Genomic DNA, 16,860 nt, shown 5'->3' with positions numbered 1-16,860 from the left:
TATGAATTCAAGCATGAAACTTGCACTATCTACATAATCATATTGTTGTATGACATTTTGCAGGAGGCACAAATATGGAAAATAAATTTGCTGTTCAGCTTTATCTCGAGTTGTTAAAGAAAACAATTTTATTTGAAATATGGCTAGAGTATGAGCCATATTTACCTGCTTCATTACATATTTCTAAGGAACTTCCATATGAACCAGTTACCGTACCACTTCCTTTATTCATTAAGCAATATGCTGAAAACCATAACTTGAAAATTGTGAAACCAGATGTTTTAAAAAGTGAACGTCAAGATGGGATGGATTGGCCAAGAGCAGCACACAGTATGATTGGCCGGGAACGAATGAATCAATTACATGAAGCACTAGAAACAGTTGTCCGTGAAAATATAGAAGGTGATTTTATTGAAACAGGTGTGTGGCGCGGGGGATCGTGCATTTTTATGAATGGTTTTTTACAGGCAAATAACATTACTGATCGTAATGTGTGGGTTGCAGATTCATTTGAAGGTTTGCCAACACCGAATTTAGAACACTATCCGAAAGATTACGGAGATTATTTACATTCTTTCGATTACTTACGCGTTTCTTTAGAACAAGTACAAGAGAATTTTAGAAAATATGATTTATTAAATGATCAAGTAAAATTTTTAAAAGGCTGGTTTAAAGATACTTTACCAACAGCACCAATAGAAAAAATTGCAATTGCACGCCTTGACGGTGATATGTACGAATCCACAATGGATGGTCTCGTGAACTTATACGATAAAGTTTCTAAGGGCGGCTATATTATTATTGATGACTATGGACTACCAGCTTGTGCAGAGGCCGTGACAGACTTTAGAAATCAAAGAAACTTAAAAGCTCCTATTACTAAAATTGATGTATTCGGGGTTTATTGGCGAAAAGAATAGGGCGAAACTTTATTCAGTTAGGGTTCCTCCATCTCACACTAATTATTAGCCTTCGCCAATAGCATGATAAATAAAAACAAAAGCTCCCATTACTATTTCCAGTTGTTCTAGGGAGCTTTTTACATATCGCAACAGTTCTAATATCGTTTCCCCTCCCACTATAAAATGTTAGCTGCATATTAAAAATGTTGGTTCCCTATTTACTACAAGGAAGGAGTGAAATTATGAGCGAGCTTGAAAAAAAAATCGCATTAATCCCACCTCCCGAACTCGTCCAATATGTAGGTGGCGACTTTCAAAAGGTTGGAAAAGAATTCATAAAGCATTTTATTCAAATTGGTAGTTTAAAATCCAATGAAACAGTGTTAGATGTAGGTTGTGGTGTCGGTCGAATGGCGGTTCCATTAATGAATTACTTAGGTGATGATGGAGCTTATTATGGATTTGATTTATTTAAAGATGGCATTACATGGTGCAAAAATAATATTTCAACTACCCGTAGCAATTTCCATTTTGAACACGTTGATATATATAATCAATTCTACAACCCAGAAGGAAAAGAAGATGCTTCTCAATACAAATTTCCATATGAAGACGATTCATTCGATTTTATTTTTTTAACTTCTGTATTTACCCATCTTCTTCCGAAAGAATTAGAACATTACGTATCTGAGATTGTACGTGTTCTAAAAAAAGATGGGAGATGTTTTATTACCTTCTTTCTCATTAACCCTGAATCATCCTATTACTTAAATTCTGGGCTAAGTACATTAGGTTTTTATCATCAAATTGAAAATTGTTATGTTGTGAATAAAGATATTCCTAATTTCGCAGTTGCCTATCCTGAAGAAGATATCCGCACCTTATTAAATAAACATGGCTTAGAGGTAATTAATAAACCGCATTATGGTTTATGGTGCGGCAGAAATGAATATACAAGTTATCAAGATATCGTTCTTACAAAAAAAGCTTCTGAAAGGTAGTTTCGTATGAATAATAAAAAAAAGTCACCTCTCGTTTCCATCCTTATTCCCACTTATAATCGACCACATTATTTCAAAATTGCTCTAGAAAGTGCATTAGCACAAACTTATCCAAACATTGAAATTATTATAGGAGACGATAGTACAAATGATGAAACAGAAATCTTAATAAATGAACAGTATTTACCTAATTATAAAAACATAACATACATTCGAAATACCACTACTTTAGGACAATTTCATAACGATCTTATGCTCTTAGAGAAATCTAATGGGGAGTATATAAATTTTTTAATGGACGATGATGTGTTTTATAATCATAAAATACAAAAAATGATGGCTTATTTTGAGCAAGACACAAATAAAAATCTCGCTCTTATAACTTCTTATCGAGTACGTATTGATGATCACGGGAATTTAATTGGAGATGCTCATCCAACACAAAGATTATATAGCGAAGACATTCAATTAAACGGAATATTTTTAGGCGACTGGATGTTAAAAGGTGGACATAACATTATCGGTGAGCCTACAACTATTCTGTTTAGAAAACAGTTACTCACTGAACCTTTCGGCACGCTAAAAGGAAGGCACTATTCTTGTAGTGTCGATATGGCATCATGGATTTCCTTACTTTCTAAAGGAGACGCAGTATACATATCCGAACCTTTAAGCCAATTTCGCTACCATACTGGGCAACAAATACACAGCAAGCTCCTTGAAGGATCTGAGGATTTTACGCACCTCGTTATAACTTCAAAAGAATATGGATTTTTACAAGATAATACAGATTATAGACTAGGTCTAATTAGCGCTTATAAATGGTGTAAAGGTTCCTTAGAATATTATAGCCAGTTACCAAACCTCATTCCAGATGCACATGTACGTCTTTCCCATTGTTTGGACATAATTATAAAAGAGCTACATCATTAGTCTATTCTGCGAAAATAAAATGTGTGAGCTTTACGTGAATAATGCGTATAGTTCATACATTCTTTTTAAACTATGTGATGCACCAACTAAAACCCACTAATATAGAGAGCAGTAGAAAGGAATTCATACAGTGAAAGATCCGAACACTCAATATCAAATAGACTACATATTAATATTCATTTTATTTGCCATTGGGATTGTTAGCTGCTTTGCTATCGCAAGTGCACAAGCTTCTTTACCACCATTTTTACAAAACGTAAATTTTGTATTAAAACAAATCCAATGGTATGCCATTGGATTTATCGCCATTGGTGTTATTATGGTTATTGATTTCGATCGCTATAAACAAATTGCTTGGTATTTATATAGCTTTGCACTCATACTTCTAATTGGCCTAGAACTTCAAGTTCCTGGCGCCGTTACAATTAAAGGGGCTACCGCGTGGTACAGACTTCCAGGCATCGGAAACTTTCAGCCTTCTGAAATTATGAAATTATTTTTGATTATCGTCGTTGGACGAATTATAGCGAATCATAATGAAAAATACCTTTTTCGGACAACTCGCGAAGATTTCATTTTACTTTTAAAAATATTTGCAGCTAGTTTACCTCCACTACTTCTAATCGCAAAAGAACCTGATTTAGGAAACACAATGGTCATTTCAGCGATGCTTGCAACAATGGTTTTAGTTTCTGGTATACGTTGGCGCTTTATCCTCGGATTAACCTCCGGTATTTTCACCATAGGCTCTACCTTAACATATATTTATTTCACGCATACAGAGTTCTTTAAAGAGCACATTCTAAAAGAATATCAATTAAATCGCTTCTATGGTTGGCTTGCACCTTATGAATATGACGCACAAGGATACCAATTAAGACAAGCATTTTTAGCTACTGGATCAGGAGAAATGCAAGGAAAAGGATGGGAAAATAGACAAGTATATTTTCCAGAGCCACATACAGATTTTATTTTTACAAATATCGCTGAACAATTCGGTTTTTTAGGAGCAAGTGTTATTATTTCATTTTTTTTCTTACTCATTTATCGAATGATCCATATCGCTTTAGAAAGCAATGAACCTTTCGGTAGTTATATTTGCGCTGGTACAATTGGAATGTTTACGTTCCAAGTATTCCAAAATATTGGGATGACAATTGGTTTACTCCCTATTACAGGAATAACGTTACCGCTTATGAGCTACGGCGGGAGTTCACTGCTCACATATATGGTTGCTATTGGATTTATTTTAAACGTACGCTCAAGAACTAAAATCTTTATGTTTAAATGAACCATATCGAAAAACGGTATGGTTTTTTTCTATGTCCATTTTAGATATACTAATGAAAAAATGAGCTGGAGGTTTAAATATGAAATATGACATTATAGGTGATATTCACGGATGCTTCCAAGAGTTTCAAGATTTAACAACGAAACTAGGGTATAGCTGGGATAGTGGTATCCCAATTCATAACGCAAAACGAAGGCTTGCATTCGTTGGTGATATTACAGACCGAGGTCCTCATTCATTACGGATGATTGAAATTGTATGGGAGCTCGTAATAAATAGAAAAGATGCTTATTATGCTCCAGGGAATCACTGTAATAAACTGTATCGTTTCTTCCTTGGACGTAATGTTACAATCGCTCATGGGCTCGAAACAACTGTTGCAGAATATGAAGCATTGCCTTCTAATAAGCAACAAATAATAAAAGAAAAATTCATTACTCTTTACGAACAATCACCGCTATATCACATACTGGATGAAAAAAAATTAACCGTCTGTCACGCTGGTATTCGGCAAGATTACATAGGAAGACAAGATAAAAAAGTAGAAACCTTTGTATTATATGGTGATATTACAGGCGAAAAACACCCTGACGGCTCACCTGTCCGCCAAGATTGGGCGAAAGAGTATAAGGGTGAAACATGGATTGTTTATGGACATACACCTGTCAATGAACCTCGCTTTGTGAATCATACAGTCAATATTGATACTGGTGCTGTATTTGGTGGTAAACTAACTGGACTACGTTACCCTGAGTTGGAGACCGTTTCTGTCCCTTCTTCCCTACCTTTTGTCCCTGAAAAGTTCCGCCCAATTTCATAAAGTGAAACTTTAATCAGTGGGGGTTTTGTTCCTCCCCCACTGATTATTAGCCCGCACCAATCGGGATAAATACCTCTACGATTTGCAGAGGATCATGGTGTTTTCTAGACATATTCCACACTAAAACTAGATAAAGCAATTAAAAAAGATGCAATAAAGTGCATCTTTTTTTAATTGCACGGCATATACTGTCGCAGGAGGTGACGGAATGAAGAAAAAATCTTCTAAACAAAAAAGAAAATTCCACCCTTTATACCATCCCATGTATGGAATTAACAACTGGTGCAGTATTCGAGCTGCAGCTATAGAAGAAATAGAAGAACAAAAGTCATCAAAAAAAAGCAAACCGAGAGAAAAATATGTCTCTTTAGAAAATGCTGTTATGAGGCGGATTATAGATAGCAGGAAAATAAAAGAAAAACAAAAAAAGAAGCTCGCTTCTAATAATGATGAACCTGTGCTTAATTCGGAAAAGATACAAGAAAATATAAAAGAAAACATTCCTGCAGCAATAAAGGAAAAAGTACAACCAGAAATTCCAGCTACTATTATAAATCAAGTAAAAAAAATAAAAGAAGCATTAATCTCGGGCAACGATGTACAAATAGAAAGATCCGCCCCTATTCAGGCTCCTGTACCTACACCTATAAAAAAAGAAAATAACAAAGGAGCTCGTCACGCATATAAAGAAGGACTTCACTCTAAAGCTGATGGAATCGCTTCACATGCAGAAGGGCTTCTTACACATGCAACTGGTCCCTTTTCTCATGCAGAAGGGACAAAAACAAAGGCAACTGGACATAGTTCGCATAGCGAAGGAAGTGAAACGACAGCAGGCGGCTCTTATTCTCATGCAGAAGGAAAACATGCAATTGCTTTGGGCGAAGCAGCACATGCAGAAGGAACCGCAACTATCGCTAACGGATTCTCATCTCATGCGGAAGGAAATCATACATCAACAGCTAATTTTGCAGGCAGCCATATTATGGGTAAATTTGGTACAGCAGAAGAAGCTTATTCCTGGTTTATCGCAAATGGGACAAATGACACTGATTATAATATAGGTGCCAAATGGCTTGCCCATAACGGAGAAATGTATATCGATGGTGCTTCTTACAATGCAGGTGGTACTGATTTTGCACAAATGTTTGAGGCAGCAGATCATAGCCCTATTGATATCGGCTATTTCATTACATTTAGTAGCAAAGAAAAAATTCGAAAAGCTACTTCAAATGATTCATTCATATTAGGAATATCTAGCGCTACCCCCGCTCTCATAGGAAATAGCGGTGCTTTAAGTTGGGCAAAGCGTTATAAAACAGATAGCTTCGGAAAACGCCAATATACACGTACTGATACGCAAGAAATACAGCCACTTTTAAATACAGAATGGGATCCAGCTTGCAAATATATATCGAGACGAAATCGCACCGAGTGGCTTCCTGTCGGATTAATTGGACAAATGTTAGTACGTGATGACGGCACTTGCGAAACACACGGATATTGTCGTCCAAATGATGACGGCATTGCCACGAAAGCTGAAAGTGGTTTTTTCGTTATAAAACGTACTGGTGAAAATCAAATTTTAATATTATTTCGCTAAAAAAAGGGAACAAAATTCTTTTTATGATAAGAATTTTGTTCCCTTTTAATTGTTATGTAAAGCGTATTGCATATCCTCTGGGATACTTACGGTAAAAGTCATTCCCTTTTCTAAAATAGGATGATAAAACGTCAAAGATGTACTATGCAGCGCTTGACGTTTTATCACATCTCTTCGGCCACCGTATAGATCATCCCCAAGTAGCGGATGTCCTATATATGCCATATGTACACGAATTTGATGTGTTCTTCCCGTCTCGAGCTCAAGCGCTACATGCGTCTTATCGGAAGAACTCTCCATCACTCTAAAATGAGTAACAGCTCTTTGACCATCTTCACAGACAGTTCGCTCGATAATACTATCCGCTTTTCGTCCGATTGGCGCGTCAATCGTTCCTACTTCTTCTAAAATAGTCCCATGAACGATTGCCTCATACGTTCGTTTCACCCCTTTTTGTTGATGCTGCTTCGATAAAAGGTGGTGAACGAATCTATTTTTCGCAATTAACATAAGCCCTGAAGTATCACGGTCTAACCTCGTCACAATGTGCACCGTACTTGCAAGATTTTGTTTATCATAATGATATAAAAGAGCGTTTGCAATACTTCCTGACGGGTGCTCCCTAGACGGAATCGTCGACATATTTGCTTCTTTATTTATAACAAGAACCGCATCATCTTCATATACGATACATAAAGGGATCTCTTCCACTTCCATCCCTTCACTTCTTTCCTCCACTGGAAAAAAGATTTGTAACTCTTCATCAGCTTGTAACTTGTGACGAACACTTGTGTGTTGACCGTTTACTTCAATTGCTCCCCCGCGGAACTTTATATCCGTTAAAGCAGCTTTCGAAATCCCTTTTGTTTTCAAAAATTCTCTAACTAAAGTTCCCTCTTCAGCCAGCCCTATATCCCATTTCAATGTAAATCTGTTCAAATATATAAACCCTCTCTATTTATCTGCAACAAACGAGTCACGAACACGTTTCCAGAATGGGAACGGACGGAAACGAACAAATCGTACTTTCTCGTTTGCAACGCGATACTGAATTGATTTCACATCTTGATGAACCATCGTCAAATGATCCACGGTAATTTGCATGTTCATTCCTGCAGCCGGCTTTAAAACGCATGTATGATGCTTCGGCAGTACGAGCGGCGAACCTACCGTACGAAATACACGATTGTTGATAGATGCCATTTCTGCAATTTGAATCGCTTCAATAGAAGGGTGAATAATTGCTCCGCCAAGCGCCTTATTATACGCGGTACTTCCTGAAGGAGTAGAAATACAAAGACCATCTCCGCGAAACGTTTCGAAATACTCTCCGCGTATTTCCACTTCTGTTACTAATGTACCTTCTGCACTTTTTACAGTCGCTTCATTCATCGCCAAATACTGCGACTCTTTACTACCATTCACATAGCGAATAATCACTTCTAAAAGTGGATATTCAACCACTTGGAACGGTGTTTTAGCGATTGCAATCACCAACTTCTCTACTTCCGTCGGTAACCAATCTGCATAGAAACCTAAATGCCCTGTATGTACACCAACAAATGCGGTTTCATCTAATCGATTATAGTAACGATGGAATGCATATAAAAGCGTTCCATCTCCCCCAACAGAAATTACAATATCAGGTTCCTTTTCATCCATTGTAAACCCAAAATCTAACAAGTATTCTTTCATCGTACTTGCTAGTGTATCTGATGATTGATCTCCCTTTGACATAATTGTAAATTTCATCGCCCAACACCCTTTAGTTTATGATTCAGAATCTTTCGTTTCCTGCTTTCGTGAAAAGACCTTTTGCGCTTCTTGAATTTCAAGACGAATGGAAGACATTTCTTCATCTAATAAAAACGCCGCTTCCGCTGCACGTTGTAAGCGTATTTTAATATCTTCAGGAAAACGTCCACTATATTTGTAATTTAAAGAATGCTCAATCGTTGCCCAAAAATTCATTGCTAACGTGCGAATTTGAATTTCAACTAACACTTTTTTCTCCCCCTGTATCGTTTGAACAGGATAACTAATGACAACGTGGTAAGAGCGATAGCCGCTATCTTTCTTTTGCGTTACATAATCACGTTCTTCTACAATGTCAAAATCATTTCGTTTTCGAAGATATTCTACAACAGGCTTAATCTCATCTACGAATTGACACATCATTCGAAGGCCCGCGATGTCCTGCATATCTTCTCTAATTCGGTCTAGCGGCACATTTCTCTTCTCCGCTTTATCAATAATACTTGCAACCGACTTTACCCTTCCTGTTACAAACTCAATTGGAGAATGCTCCGTTAACATTGCAAATTGAGTACGCATTCCTTTTAGTTTCACTTTCAGCTCCGCCACCGCTTGGTGATACGGTGCTAAAAATTCTTCCCAATTACGATTCATTTCAACCACCACCAAAATCAATCCATTTGCTTATAGAAACACTTTTTCTACAGCAGTTACTAGTTCTTCTCCGTAATTTGCATTACCTTCAATATTTTCAACTAAATATTCTACTTCTTCTTTTAATCCTTCTAATTCTATTTCAACATCATTCACGCGAATAAACATCGCTGTATCTTTATTCATCGCTTCATGCATTGCTTCCCAGCATGTATGCGGAATACTTACATAAATGAAAGATGATTCATTTTCTAAGATATATAAAAATGATAAATTGTCTGAGTCTACAAGTACGTGATTACGCGCACTTAACTCCTTTACCTCTATTTCAGTATTTTCCGCACAAAAAATAAGCGCATTCTCTCTCGTTTCTACGCTCTTAACTTGAATTTTATTTTGCATACTCGAACTCCTCCATCTCAACTTCCTGTCTTACTTAACAGTATTATTGTATCATAACATGGACGCAAACAAATAAAACATTGAACCAAATTTGCGAAAAAGCGATAATGTGGAAAGAATTATTTTTCAAAAGGAGCGCATACAATGACACAAGAAATTGAAATTGAATTTAAAAATATGGTTACAGAGGAAGAATTCCAAACATTATGCAAATCTTTTTCTATTGAAGCATTTACAAAACAAGTAAATCACTACTTTGAAACGCCTCACTTCTCTTTAAAAGATACGGGCTCTGCACTTCGTATTCGTCATAAAGATGGAACTTATACATTAACATTAAAACAACCTGCTGAAATTGGTTTATTAGAAACTCATCAGTCTGTAACAGAAAAAGAAGCACAACTTATGATGGAAACAAACACAATCATTCAAGGAACTGTAATGGATCAGCTACACAAATTACAAATTCCCGTTTCCTCTTTAACTTATATGGGTAGTTTAACAACAGAAAGAGCTGAAATATTATTTGAAGGCGGAACGCTTGTCTTTGATCATAGTTTCTATTACAATCACGATGATTATGAAATTGAATACGAAGTGCAAGATGAAAAGACCGGTAAAGCAGCATTTATAAGGTTATTAAAGCAACATAACGTACCAGTTCGTCATACAAACAACAAAGTAAAACGCTTTTTCCTTGCCAAACAAAACGAAGAGCGCTAAAGTAAAATTTCCATCAGTGAAGAAGAGCTGTACTTACGGCTACATTTCACCTTTTTGAAAAGCAAAAGATTTATTAGCAACATATAGAATAAGCAAAGAATGTTATGAAGGCTGTTTAGTTGCTCTTCATAACATTCCATTGCTACAATAGATATACATTTCATGGAAAAAGGAGTTTATAAAGGATGAGCAAGCAACCGATGACACCATTTGAAGCAATTGGCGGTGAACAATGCATTGCAACATTAGTGGATACATTTTATTCCTATGTCAGTGAACACCCTGACTTATCTCCGATCTTCCCGGATGATTTAACAGAAACTGCTAGGAAGCAGAAACAATTTTTAACACAATATTTAGGTGGTCCTAATTTATACACTGAAGAACATGGGCATCCTATGCTAAGAGCACGCCATCTTCCGTTTGAGATTACTCCAAAACGCGCAGAAGCTTGGCTGTCATGTATGGAGCAAGCAATGGATGATACAGGAGTGCACGGTCATATAAGAGAGTTTGTTTTTGAACGTTTAGCATTAACTGCTCAACATATGGTCAATACTCCAAATGAAACAGGTGAAGTGTAATGGATAAGCAGGAAGCAAAGCATATAAATATGCCTTCTCCTTCCACATGCGAGCATAAATCTGTAGAAGCATATTTATTTATTGATCCACTTTGTAAAGATTGCTGGGATATCGAGCCATTTATTATTAAACTATGGCTTGAGTATGGGAAATACTTCTCTATTCGTCATATAGTAACAGGAAAAGTGGACGGGGCGAATGCTTCCTCACACAAATGGAATAAACCTGCTAATATTCGATTTGTGTGGGAAAAGACAACAAGTTTACAAGGTTTTTCATGTGATGGAAAAGTACATATGCAAGAGGCGTCGTCAACACCGTATTTAGTTTCGATGGCAATTAAGGCGGCGGAGTTGCAAGGCCGAAAAGCAGGTTCGAAGTTTTTGCGAAAACTCCAAGAATACATTTTTCTTGAAAATGTATCAAACCCTGACTGTGAATTATTGCTTACATGTGCTAAAGATAGTGGCATTGATGTAGAGGAATTTAAAAAAGACCTACACTCAGTTAGCGCAAAAAAAGCTTTCCAATGCGACCTAAAATTCACAAATGAGATGCATATTACAGAAATACCTTCCCTCCTATTTTTTCATGCAAATTCAGATGAGGAAGGTATTAAAATCACAGGGATTTATTCCTATGATGTATACGTACAGCTATTAAAAGAACTGGTAAAATGCGAAATTGAGCCAGAACCATTACCTCCTTTAGAAGTATTACTAGAAGCAACACAATTTATTTCTTCAAAGGAAATCTCATTTATATATGACTGCCCTCAGCAAGAAATAGAGCGTGAACTAAAAAAATTACAACTAAAACGAAAAGTACAAATGATTGAAGTGAAGTGCGAGCGTTATTGGAAATGGATAGCAAAAGAAAAAGACCTGGTGTAAACACCAGGTCTTTTTCTTTACGGCTTATAAAAATATTAAAGGGGATGGGAGAAATTTTCACGTTCAAACAAAGGGGTATATGTTTGTATGTGAATTCGTTCACGCTTATTATATTACAAGATTCGACGTCAGATGACAACCCCTTTTGTCGAATTTCACATTTTTGTCACATTCTAAACGTTTTCATTCTTGAATAAGCTATAAAAAAAGCAATTTAGGAGGTTTCCTTATGAAAAAATCTCATATTTTTCTTATCTTTCTATGTGTTATTGTTTCTTTTTTCTTGTATATCCTCTCTCTATTACAAGCTTTCCCTAAAATTATTGCCTTTCCTCTTTTATTCGGAGTTATCGTCATCGCTGTCTCTTATTTCAACTATAGAAAACGATTTAAAGGATTTTAATTACAAAAATCAACTGTAAAACTGCCTTCTAATTTAGAAAAAGTAAGGAAATCCTCCTTATTTTTTCGACAAAAATCGACAAAAACATTTTCAAACAAAAAAGACGAGGATAAAACCCCTCGTCTTTTCTCATTACTTTTCTTCAAATAATAACGCTTCTAATTCATTTAATTTCTCTTCAAATACTTGAAGTGCCTCTTTCACTGGTTCAGGAGATGCCATATCAACTCCTGCTTTTTTCAACACTTCAATTGGATAATCGGAGCTTCCCGCTTTTAAGAATTCGTTAATGTAACGTTCTACTGCAGGTTGTCCTTCTTCTAAAATTTGTTTAGATAACGCAGTCGCTGCACTAAATCCTGTTGCGTATTGATATACGTAATAGTTGTAATAGAAGTGCGGAATACGAGACCATTCTAAACCGATTTCTTTATCGATTACTAAAGCATCCCCGAAATATTTCTTATTTAAATCGTAGTAGATCTCCGTTAACATATCTGGCGTAACCGCATGTCCTTCTTGTACTTTTTTATGAATGATATGCTCGAACTCTGCAAACATTGTTTGACGGAATACAGTACCACGGAATCCTTCTAAATAATGATTTAATAAATATAGACGCTCTTTTTTATCTTCTGTCGTTTTTAATAAATAATCATTTAGAAGCGCTTCATTACAAGTTGATGCTACCTCTGCAACGAAGATTGAATAATCACCGTATACGTGTGGCTGTGTCTTTCTTGTGTAATAACTATGCACCGAATGACCAAACTCATGAGCAAGTGTATATAAATTATTTACATTATCATGCCAGTTCATTAAAATATACGGATTTGTTCCGTATGCACCAGATGAATATGCTCCGCTTCGTTTGCCTTTATTCTCGTACACATCTACCCAGCGATTTTCATATGCTTCTTTTAAAATTTCAACATATTCATCACCAAGTACGTTTAAAGATTTTAATAACAGGTCTTGCGCTTCTTCATACTTCACATTCATTTTCACTTCTTGTACAAGTGGTGTATATAAATCGTACATATGAAGCTCATCAAGTCCTAGTGCACGCTTACGAATATCAATGTAACGGTGTAATAAATGTAAGTTGTCATTTACCGTTTCAACGAGTTGATCGTATACTGCTTCAGGAATATTATTATTGCTTAATGCTGCTTGGCGAGCAGAGTCATATTTACGAATACGTGCATTGAAATTATTACGTTTCACTGCCCCGCTTAACGTACTTGCAAATGTGTTCTTAAATTTCCCATACGTTTCAAATACAGCTTTGAATGCATCTTCGCGAACACGACGATCATCACTTTCTAAAAACTGAATGTAACGGCCATGTGTTATTTCTACCTCTTCTCCATCCTCACCTTTAATAGATGGGAATTTCAAATCCGCATTATTCAACATACCGAATGTATTACTTGATGCACTCATCACTTCAGATGCTTCTGCTAATAACGCTTCCTCTGCCTCAGATAATACGTGCGGGCGTTGACGTGTAATTTCTTCTAATGCATGCTCATATACACTTAGTTCTCGATTTTCTTGTAAGAATGTTTGCAATGTATCTTCTGAAATAGATAAAATTTCAGGTACGATATACGCTGTGCTACTAGATACTTGTGAGTATAAATTTGTTGCGCGATCATTCAGTGCTTGATACACAGAGTTTGTTGTATCTTGATCGTAACGCATATGTGCATATGTATATAGCTTACCTAATCGCATTGAAATTTCATCTTCATATTGCAATGCCTCAAGCAAATTGTCTGCAGAGTCGCCAAGCTTCCCTTTAAATTCAGTTAACTTTGGCAATAGCTCTTTAATAGCTTGGAATTCTTTTTCCCATTCTGCATCTGTTTGGAAAATATCTTCTAATCGCCATGTGCTTGCTTCTTCAATCTCATTGCGATTTGGTAATGATTTTACTGTATTTTTTTCAGCCATTCTTTAAGCCCTCCTTATAATATCTCTACTTAAGTACAATTCGAGTTTTCTTATGTAATTCCTTCACGATCAGTCTTTATTATATCCCCTTTTCCCTCTCTCATGTTGTACTTTGTCTCAAATAGAGATAGTGCATGTGCTAAGCAAATTTCATCATATTTCATAATTTCTCCCTCTGTTTTTACCAACACAACATCTCTTATTTTTCGATACTTATTAATACCTATTTTTATTAATACACCTGCATAACATAAAAATGTCATATACTCCGAAACTGCTACCTTCCATATATGTTGTGCAAAATACGGAAGTAGACGCCTCTTCGTATATTTTGCTACATAGTTACATACGTATTGCAGAGAAATATACTCCCCTACCTTAAGCATACCTATACACTTCAAATAAAGAGAAGCTTGCCATATAAATGGATTTGTTTGAAAAGCAAACGCGGATGGGAGCGGAACACCGATTTCAGAAGGAAAACCCGCTGGGGTACATTTATATTGATATAAGAGGCGGAGTAGTGACTTATGATTATAATTCCAGACAGATAGAGCGTTTTGCCGAAAATGGTTCTTTTTTCTCTTCCATTCTTGTCCTAATACCTCTTTTTGGAAAGGAACGGGGGAAAAGAGCATGTCAACAGTAGTCTTATCAGTTGGTAAATAAATAGTATGTGAGAAAGAGACATTTGTAGAAAACGGAGTGATAAATGCGCATTTCATAAACGATTTTTGTTTCGGACAGAAGAAAATAAGAAATGGCTGAGGATAAGGTTGTAAGGAGAAAGCCATAAGGGAGGAGAATGTCATCCAATAGGCGGATTGCTTTTTCAACTGATTTCCACCGATTATCCAGATGACTTGTATACTAGCTTGCCAATACGAATATGTTCGCTTATAAAGCTGCTCTACGGAGAGATTTGCACATTGATATTCAATCGCAATTTTTCTATCCGCTCTCTCTACGTAAATATCTGGCCGTTGCTTGATTACTGGCAGATAATGCTCTATATCGACATGAAAATCTTGATGTTTTAACCATCTATATAACAATTCTTTACCTTGCATATGATACATAGATTCTGCTTCATAAAAGGTAAGACATGAATCCACTTTCTTATGAGCAAAATGCCAGCTCTTTTGTGTTCCTAATTTCATTTGCACTTCTTTTCCGCAAGCTGTACAAAAGAATTTTTCTCGTTTACGCATTTCGCGTAAACGTTCTTCATCCCGGTTATATAATAGATGAATTTTCTCTCCGTTTTCTCTCCTTGCAATAAACATCCACCATCACACCCTTTCAACTTCTTGTATTCTACAATTTACTACAAATTCCTCTCAAAAAAAGAGATGTCCTAAATTAGGACATCTCTTTCTATAATAAAGGTGATAATAACCGATACGTCGATTCAACAATCCGCCTATGAAGACGTCTCTTATGAAATCGGTCAACATGAATTTCACTGGATTCTTCTAAATCGTCTTTAAAATCTTGAACGAGCTTTCGAATGCTACCTGTATCATATAAAAAGGCATTTACTTCAAAGTTTAAATGAAAACTTCTCATATCCATATTAGCTGTCCCAATTGATGCGAGATCAGAATCCACGATGACAACTTTACTATGAAGAAAACCTTTTTCATATTCATATATTTTTACTCCTGCATCTAATAACTCCGGAAAGTACGATCTTGATGCATAAAAGACAGTCCGCTTATCTGGCTTACTTGGCATTAACAAACGAACATCAATACCTGCAAGTGCAGCTACTTTTAATGCAGATAAAATATCATCATCTGGGATAAAGTATGGTGTTGCAATCCAAATCGATTTCCTAGCTGAAGCAATCATTGCAAAATATAAATGTTTAATTGTTTCCCATTTATTATCCGGTCCACCTCCAACAAGTTGGACTCCGCCCCAATGATCACCCTCAACTGCTTCCGCTTGTAAATATTCAGGTGCTAATACCGCCTCACCAGTCATATAAAACCAGTCTTGAAGGAAAATTAGCTGTAAACTTTGAACTGCTTCACCGCGTAAATATAAATGCGTGTCTCGCCAAAAACCGAAATATTTATCCTTCCCTAAATACTCATCACCAATATTTAATCCACCTACAAACCCTTCATTTCCATCTATAATAACGATTTTTCGGTGGTTTCGATAATTAATTTTATCGTTTAAAATTGGAAAGCGCACAGGGAAAAATGGAATCATTTCTACTCCTGCATCATTCAATTCTTCAATATACGAATTTGATAATTTAAAGCTTCCAACCGCGTCGTATAAAAAACGAACGACAACGCCTTCTTTTGATTTTTTTATTAAAATATCTTTAATTTCTGTACCGAGCTTGTCATCACGCACAATGTAATACTCCATATGAATGTGGTGTTTCGCTCGATTTAACCCATCTAAAATTGCCTGAAACGTTTCGTCTCCATTTGTTAATGTCCTCGTTTCAGTTTGAAATGAAATATTTAAAGCACCTAATCGATCTGCTAAACGAAATAACAATTCTTGATGCTTATGATTTCGTAAAATCCGTTCTTCGTAATCTTCGTGTCCCTTATATTGTAAAAACGCCTGTTCATCGAGTAATGCCTTCTTTTGGAACATTCTTTTTCTACGAAAATTTTGTCCAAATAAAAGATAAGCAAAGAAACCGAACACCGGAAAAATACCTAGTACGATTAACCACGTAAGTGTTTTAGACGGATGGCGGTTTTCTAAGAAAATAACACATCCAATTAAAAATGCGGAAACCGTAAATAAAATACTAATAATACCTAAAATAGAAACATCCTTTATCCCAATGACATCCGAATAAAATGCTACATCAATAAACATACGTAATGAAACAAATAATGCGAACAATAGTAGAAAAAAGAAAAGTAGTTTTAACGTGTTTTTCATCTCTTACCTCCTTAC

17 protein-coding genes are annotated in these 16,860 nt (G+C 36.0%); 10 read left to right on the top strand and 7 right to left on the bottom strand.

All coding sequences use genetic code 11. The features are described 5' to 3' along the window. The first annotated feature begins 74 nt into the window (after positions 1 to 74). From MKY70_RS06515 to MKY70_RS06490, 6 genes are all read left to right on the top strand, one after another. Complete coding sequence (locus tag MKY70_RS06515) at positions 75 to 920, top strand: TylF/MycF family methyltransferase (RefSeq protein WP_002186420.1); 846 nt, start codon at positions 75 to 77, stop codon at positions 918 to 920. Positions 921 to 1,144: 224 nt separating this feature from the next. After that, complete coding sequence (locus tag MKY70_RS06510) at positions 1,145 to 1,903, top strand: class I SAM-dependent methyltransferase (protein WP_215576882.1); 759 nt, start codon at positions 1,145 to 1,147, stop codon at positions 1,901 to 1,903. A 6-nt stretch (positions 1,904 to 1,909) separates the two neighbouring features. Beyond that, positions 1,910 to 2,836 carry a glycosyltransferase family 2 protein gene (locus MKY70_RS06505; protein WP_002030400.1) on the top strand — a complete coding sequence of 309 codons (927 nt, stop codon included), beginning with the start codon at positions 1,910 to 1,912 and terminating at the stop codon, positions 2,834 to 2,836. A 130-nt stretch (positions 2,837 to 2,966) separates the two neighbouring features. Further along, positions 2,967 to 4,127 carry an FtsW/RodA/SpoVE family cell cycle protein gene (locus MKY70_RS06500; protein WP_088035091.1) on the top strand — a complete coding sequence of 387 codons (1,161 nt, stop codon included), beginning with the start codon at positions 2,967 to 2,969 and terminating at the stop codon, positions 4,125 to 4,127. Between the two features lie 79 nt (positions 4,128 to 4,206). Next, on the top strand, positions 4,207 to 4,947 hold the full coding sequence (prpE, locus tag MKY70_RS06495; RefSeq protein ID WP_002125956.1) for a bis(5'-nucleosyl)-tetraphosphatase PrpE: 741 nt from the start codon (positions 4,207 to 4,209) through the stop codon (positions 4,945 to 4,947). A gap of 208 nt (positions 4,948 to 5,155) precedes the next feature. Next, on the top strand, positions 5,156 to 6,550 hold the full coding sequence (locus MKY70_RS06490) for a peptidase G2 autoproteolytic cleavage domain-containing protein (RefSeq protein WP_341023721.1): 1,395 nt from the start codon (positions 5,156 to 5,158) through the stop codon (positions 6,548 to 6,550). Positions 6,551 to 6,595: 45 nt separating this feature from the next. Here MKY70_RS06490 and MKY70_RS06485 read toward each other — a convergent pair whose 3' ends face one another. Genes MKY70_RS06485 through MKY70_RS06470 form a run of 4 tightly spaced genes read right to left on the bottom strand, consistent with a single transcriptional unit; the run spans position 6,596 to position 9,361 of the window. After that, the gene (locus tag MKY70_RS06485) at positions 6,596 to 7,489 is read right to left on the bottom strand and encodes an RluA family pseudouridine synthase (protein ID WP_341023720.1); all 894 of its coding nucleotides are present in this window, start codon (positions 7,487 to 7,489) and stop codon (positions 6,596 to 6,598) included. 15 nt (positions 7,490 to 7,504) lie between these two features. Further along, entirely contained in the window at positions 7,505 to 8,302 is a 798-nt protein-coding gene (locus tag MKY70_RS06480; RefSeq protein ID WP_002011365.1) for an NAD kinase, read from the bottom strand. 18 nt (positions 8,303 to 8,320) lie between these two features. Next, complete coding sequence (locus MKY70_RS06475) at positions 8,321 to 8,959, bottom strand: GTP pyrophosphokinase (RefSeq protein WP_002125951.1); 639 nt, start codon at positions 8,957 to 8,959, stop codon at positions 8,321 to 8,323. A 30-nt stretch (positions 8,960 to 8,989) separates the two neighbouring features. Then, positions 8,990 to 9,361 (bottom strand): UPF0738 family protein, encoded by a 372-nt coding sequence (locus MKY70_RS06470; RefSeq protein WP_002011362.1) that lies wholly within the window; start codon positions 9,359 to 9,361, stop codon positions 8,990 to 8,992. 144 nt (positions 9,362 to 9,505) lie between these two features. On the opposite strand from MKY70_RS06470, the gene MKY70_RS06465 reads away from it, so the two are divergent. The 4 genes from MKY70_RS06465 (at position 9,506) to MKY70_RS06450 (ending at position 11,964) form a co-directional block, all read left to right on the top strand. Beyond that, positions 9,506 to 10,084, top strand: coding sequence for a CYTH domain-containing protein (locus MKY70_RS06465; RefSeq protein WP_002064261.1), 579 nt, complete (start codon positions 9,506 to 9,508; stop codon positions 10,082 to 10,084). A 185-nt stretch (positions 10,085 to 10,269) separates the two neighbouring features. Next, a complete protein-coding gene (locus MKY70_RS06460) occupies positions 10,270 to 10,668 on the top strand; it encodes a globin domain-containing protein (RefSeq protein WP_000043388.1) in 399 nt (132 codons plus the stop codon). Continuing rightward, complete coding sequence (locus MKY70_RS06455; RefSeq protein WP_002011359.1) at positions 10,668 to 11,561, top strand: ClpXP adapter SpxH family protein; 894 nt, start codon at positions 10,668 to 10,670, stop codon at positions 11,559 to 11,561. The genes MKY70_RS06460 and MKY70_RS06455 overlap by 1 nt, the downstream gene beginning before the upstream one ends. 229 nt (positions 11,562 to 11,790) lie before the next feature. Beyond that, positions 11,791 to 11,964: a hypothetical protein gene (locus MKY70_RS06450; protein ID WP_000748141.1), complete on the top strand. Its 174-nt coding sequence runs from the start codon at positions 11,791 to 11,793 to the stop codon at positions 11,962 to 11,964. A gap of 132 nt (positions 11,965 to 12,096) precedes the next feature. Here the strand turns inward: MKY70_RS06450 and pepF are convergent, their stop codons facing one another. The 3 genes from pepF to MKY70_RS06435 all read right to left on the bottom strand — a co-directional run bounded on the left by pepF (position 12,097) and on the right by MKY70_RS06435 (position 16,845). Further along, positions 12,097 to 13,923 (bottom strand): oligoendopeptidase F, encoded by a 1,827-nt coding sequence (gene pepF, locus MKY70_RS06445; RefSeq protein WP_002140837.1) that lies wholly within the window; start codon positions 13,921 to 13,923, stop codon positions 12,097 to 12,099. Between the two features lie 50 nt (positions 13,924 to 13,973). Further along, on the bottom strand, positions 13,974 to 15,209 hold the full coding sequence (locus MKY70_RS06440; protein ID WP_341023715.1) for a competence protein CoiA: 1,236 nt from the start codon (positions 15,207 to 15,209) through the stop codon (positions 13,974 to 13,976). A gap of 91 nt (positions 15,210 to 15,300) precedes the next feature. Next, the gene (locus MKY70_RS06435) at positions 15,301 to 16,845 is read right to left on the bottom strand and encodes a cardiolipin synthase (protein WP_002064255.1); all 1,545 of its coding nucleotides are present in this window, start codon (positions 16,843 to 16,845) and stop codon (positions 15,301 to 15,303) included. Between the last annotated feature and the right edge of the window lie 15 nt (positions 16,846 to 16,860).

Origin of the sequence: Bacillus sp. FSL R9-9492 (genome assembly GCF_038007365.1) — a bacterium.
Lineage (GTDB): Bacteria > Bacillota > Bacilli > Bacillales > Bacillaceae_G > Bacillus_A > Bacillus_A mycoides.
This window is presented reverse-complemented; position numbering and strand designations above follow the sequence as displayed.

Coding starts and splice junctions, on each gene's coding strand:
- MKY70_RS06515 (WP_002186420.1), top strand. CDS start 75: ATGGAAAATAAATTTGCTGTTCAGCTTTATCTCGAGTTGTTAAAGAAA.
- MKY70_RS06510 (WP_215576882.1), top strand. CDS start 1,145: ATGAGCGAGCTTGAAAAAAAAATCGCATTAATCCCACCTCCCGAACTC.
- MKY70_RS06505 (WP_002030400.1), top strand. CDS start 1,910: ATGAATAATAAAAAAAAGTCACCTCTCGTTTCCATCCTTATTCCCACT.
- prpE (WP_002125956.1), top strand. CDS start 4,207: ATGAAATATGACATTATAGGTGATATTCACGGATGCTTCCAAGAGTTT.
- MKY70_RS06490 (WP_341023721.1), top strand. CDS start 5,156: ATGAAGAAAAAATCTTCTAAACAAAAAAGAAAATTCCACCCTTTATAC.
- MKY70_RS06480 (WP_002011365.1), bottom strand. CDS start 8,302: ATGAAATTTACAATTATGTCAAAGGGAGATCAATCATCAGATACACTA.
- MKY70_RS06475 (WP_002125951.1), bottom strand. CDS start 8,959: ATGAATCGTAATTGGGAAGAATTTTTAGCACCGTATCACCAAGCGGTG.
- MKY70_RS06470 (WP_002011362.1), bottom strand. CDS start 9,361: ATGCAAAATAAAATTCAAGTTAAGAGCGTAGAAACGAGAGAGAATGCG.
- MKY70_RS06465 (WP_002064261.1), top strand. CDS start 9,506: ATGACACAAGAAATTGAAATTGAATTTAAAAATATGGTTACAGAGGAA.
- MKY70_RS06460 (WP_000043388.1), top strand. CDS start 10,270: ATGAGCAAGCAACCGATGACACCATTTGAAGCAATTGGCGGTGAACAA.
- MKY70_RS06455 (WP_002011359.1), top strand. CDS start 10,668: ATGGATAAGCAGGAAGCAAAGCATATAAATATGCCTTCTCCTTCCACA.
- MKY70_RS06450 (WP_000748141.1), top strand. CDS start 11,791: ATGAAAAAATCTCATATTTTTCTTATCTTTCTATGTGTTATTGTTTCT.
- pepF (WP_002140837.1), bottom strand. CDS start 13,923: ATGGCTGAAAAAAATACAGTAAAATCATTACCAAATCGCAATGAGATT.
- MKY70_RS06440 (WP_341023715.1), bottom strand. CDS start 15,209: ATGTTTATTGCAAGGAGAGAAAACGGAGAGAAAATTCATCTATTATAT.
- MKY70_RS06435 (WP_002064255.1), bottom strand. CDS start 16,845: ATGAAAAACACGTTAAAACTACTTTTCTTTTTTCTACTATTGTTCGCA.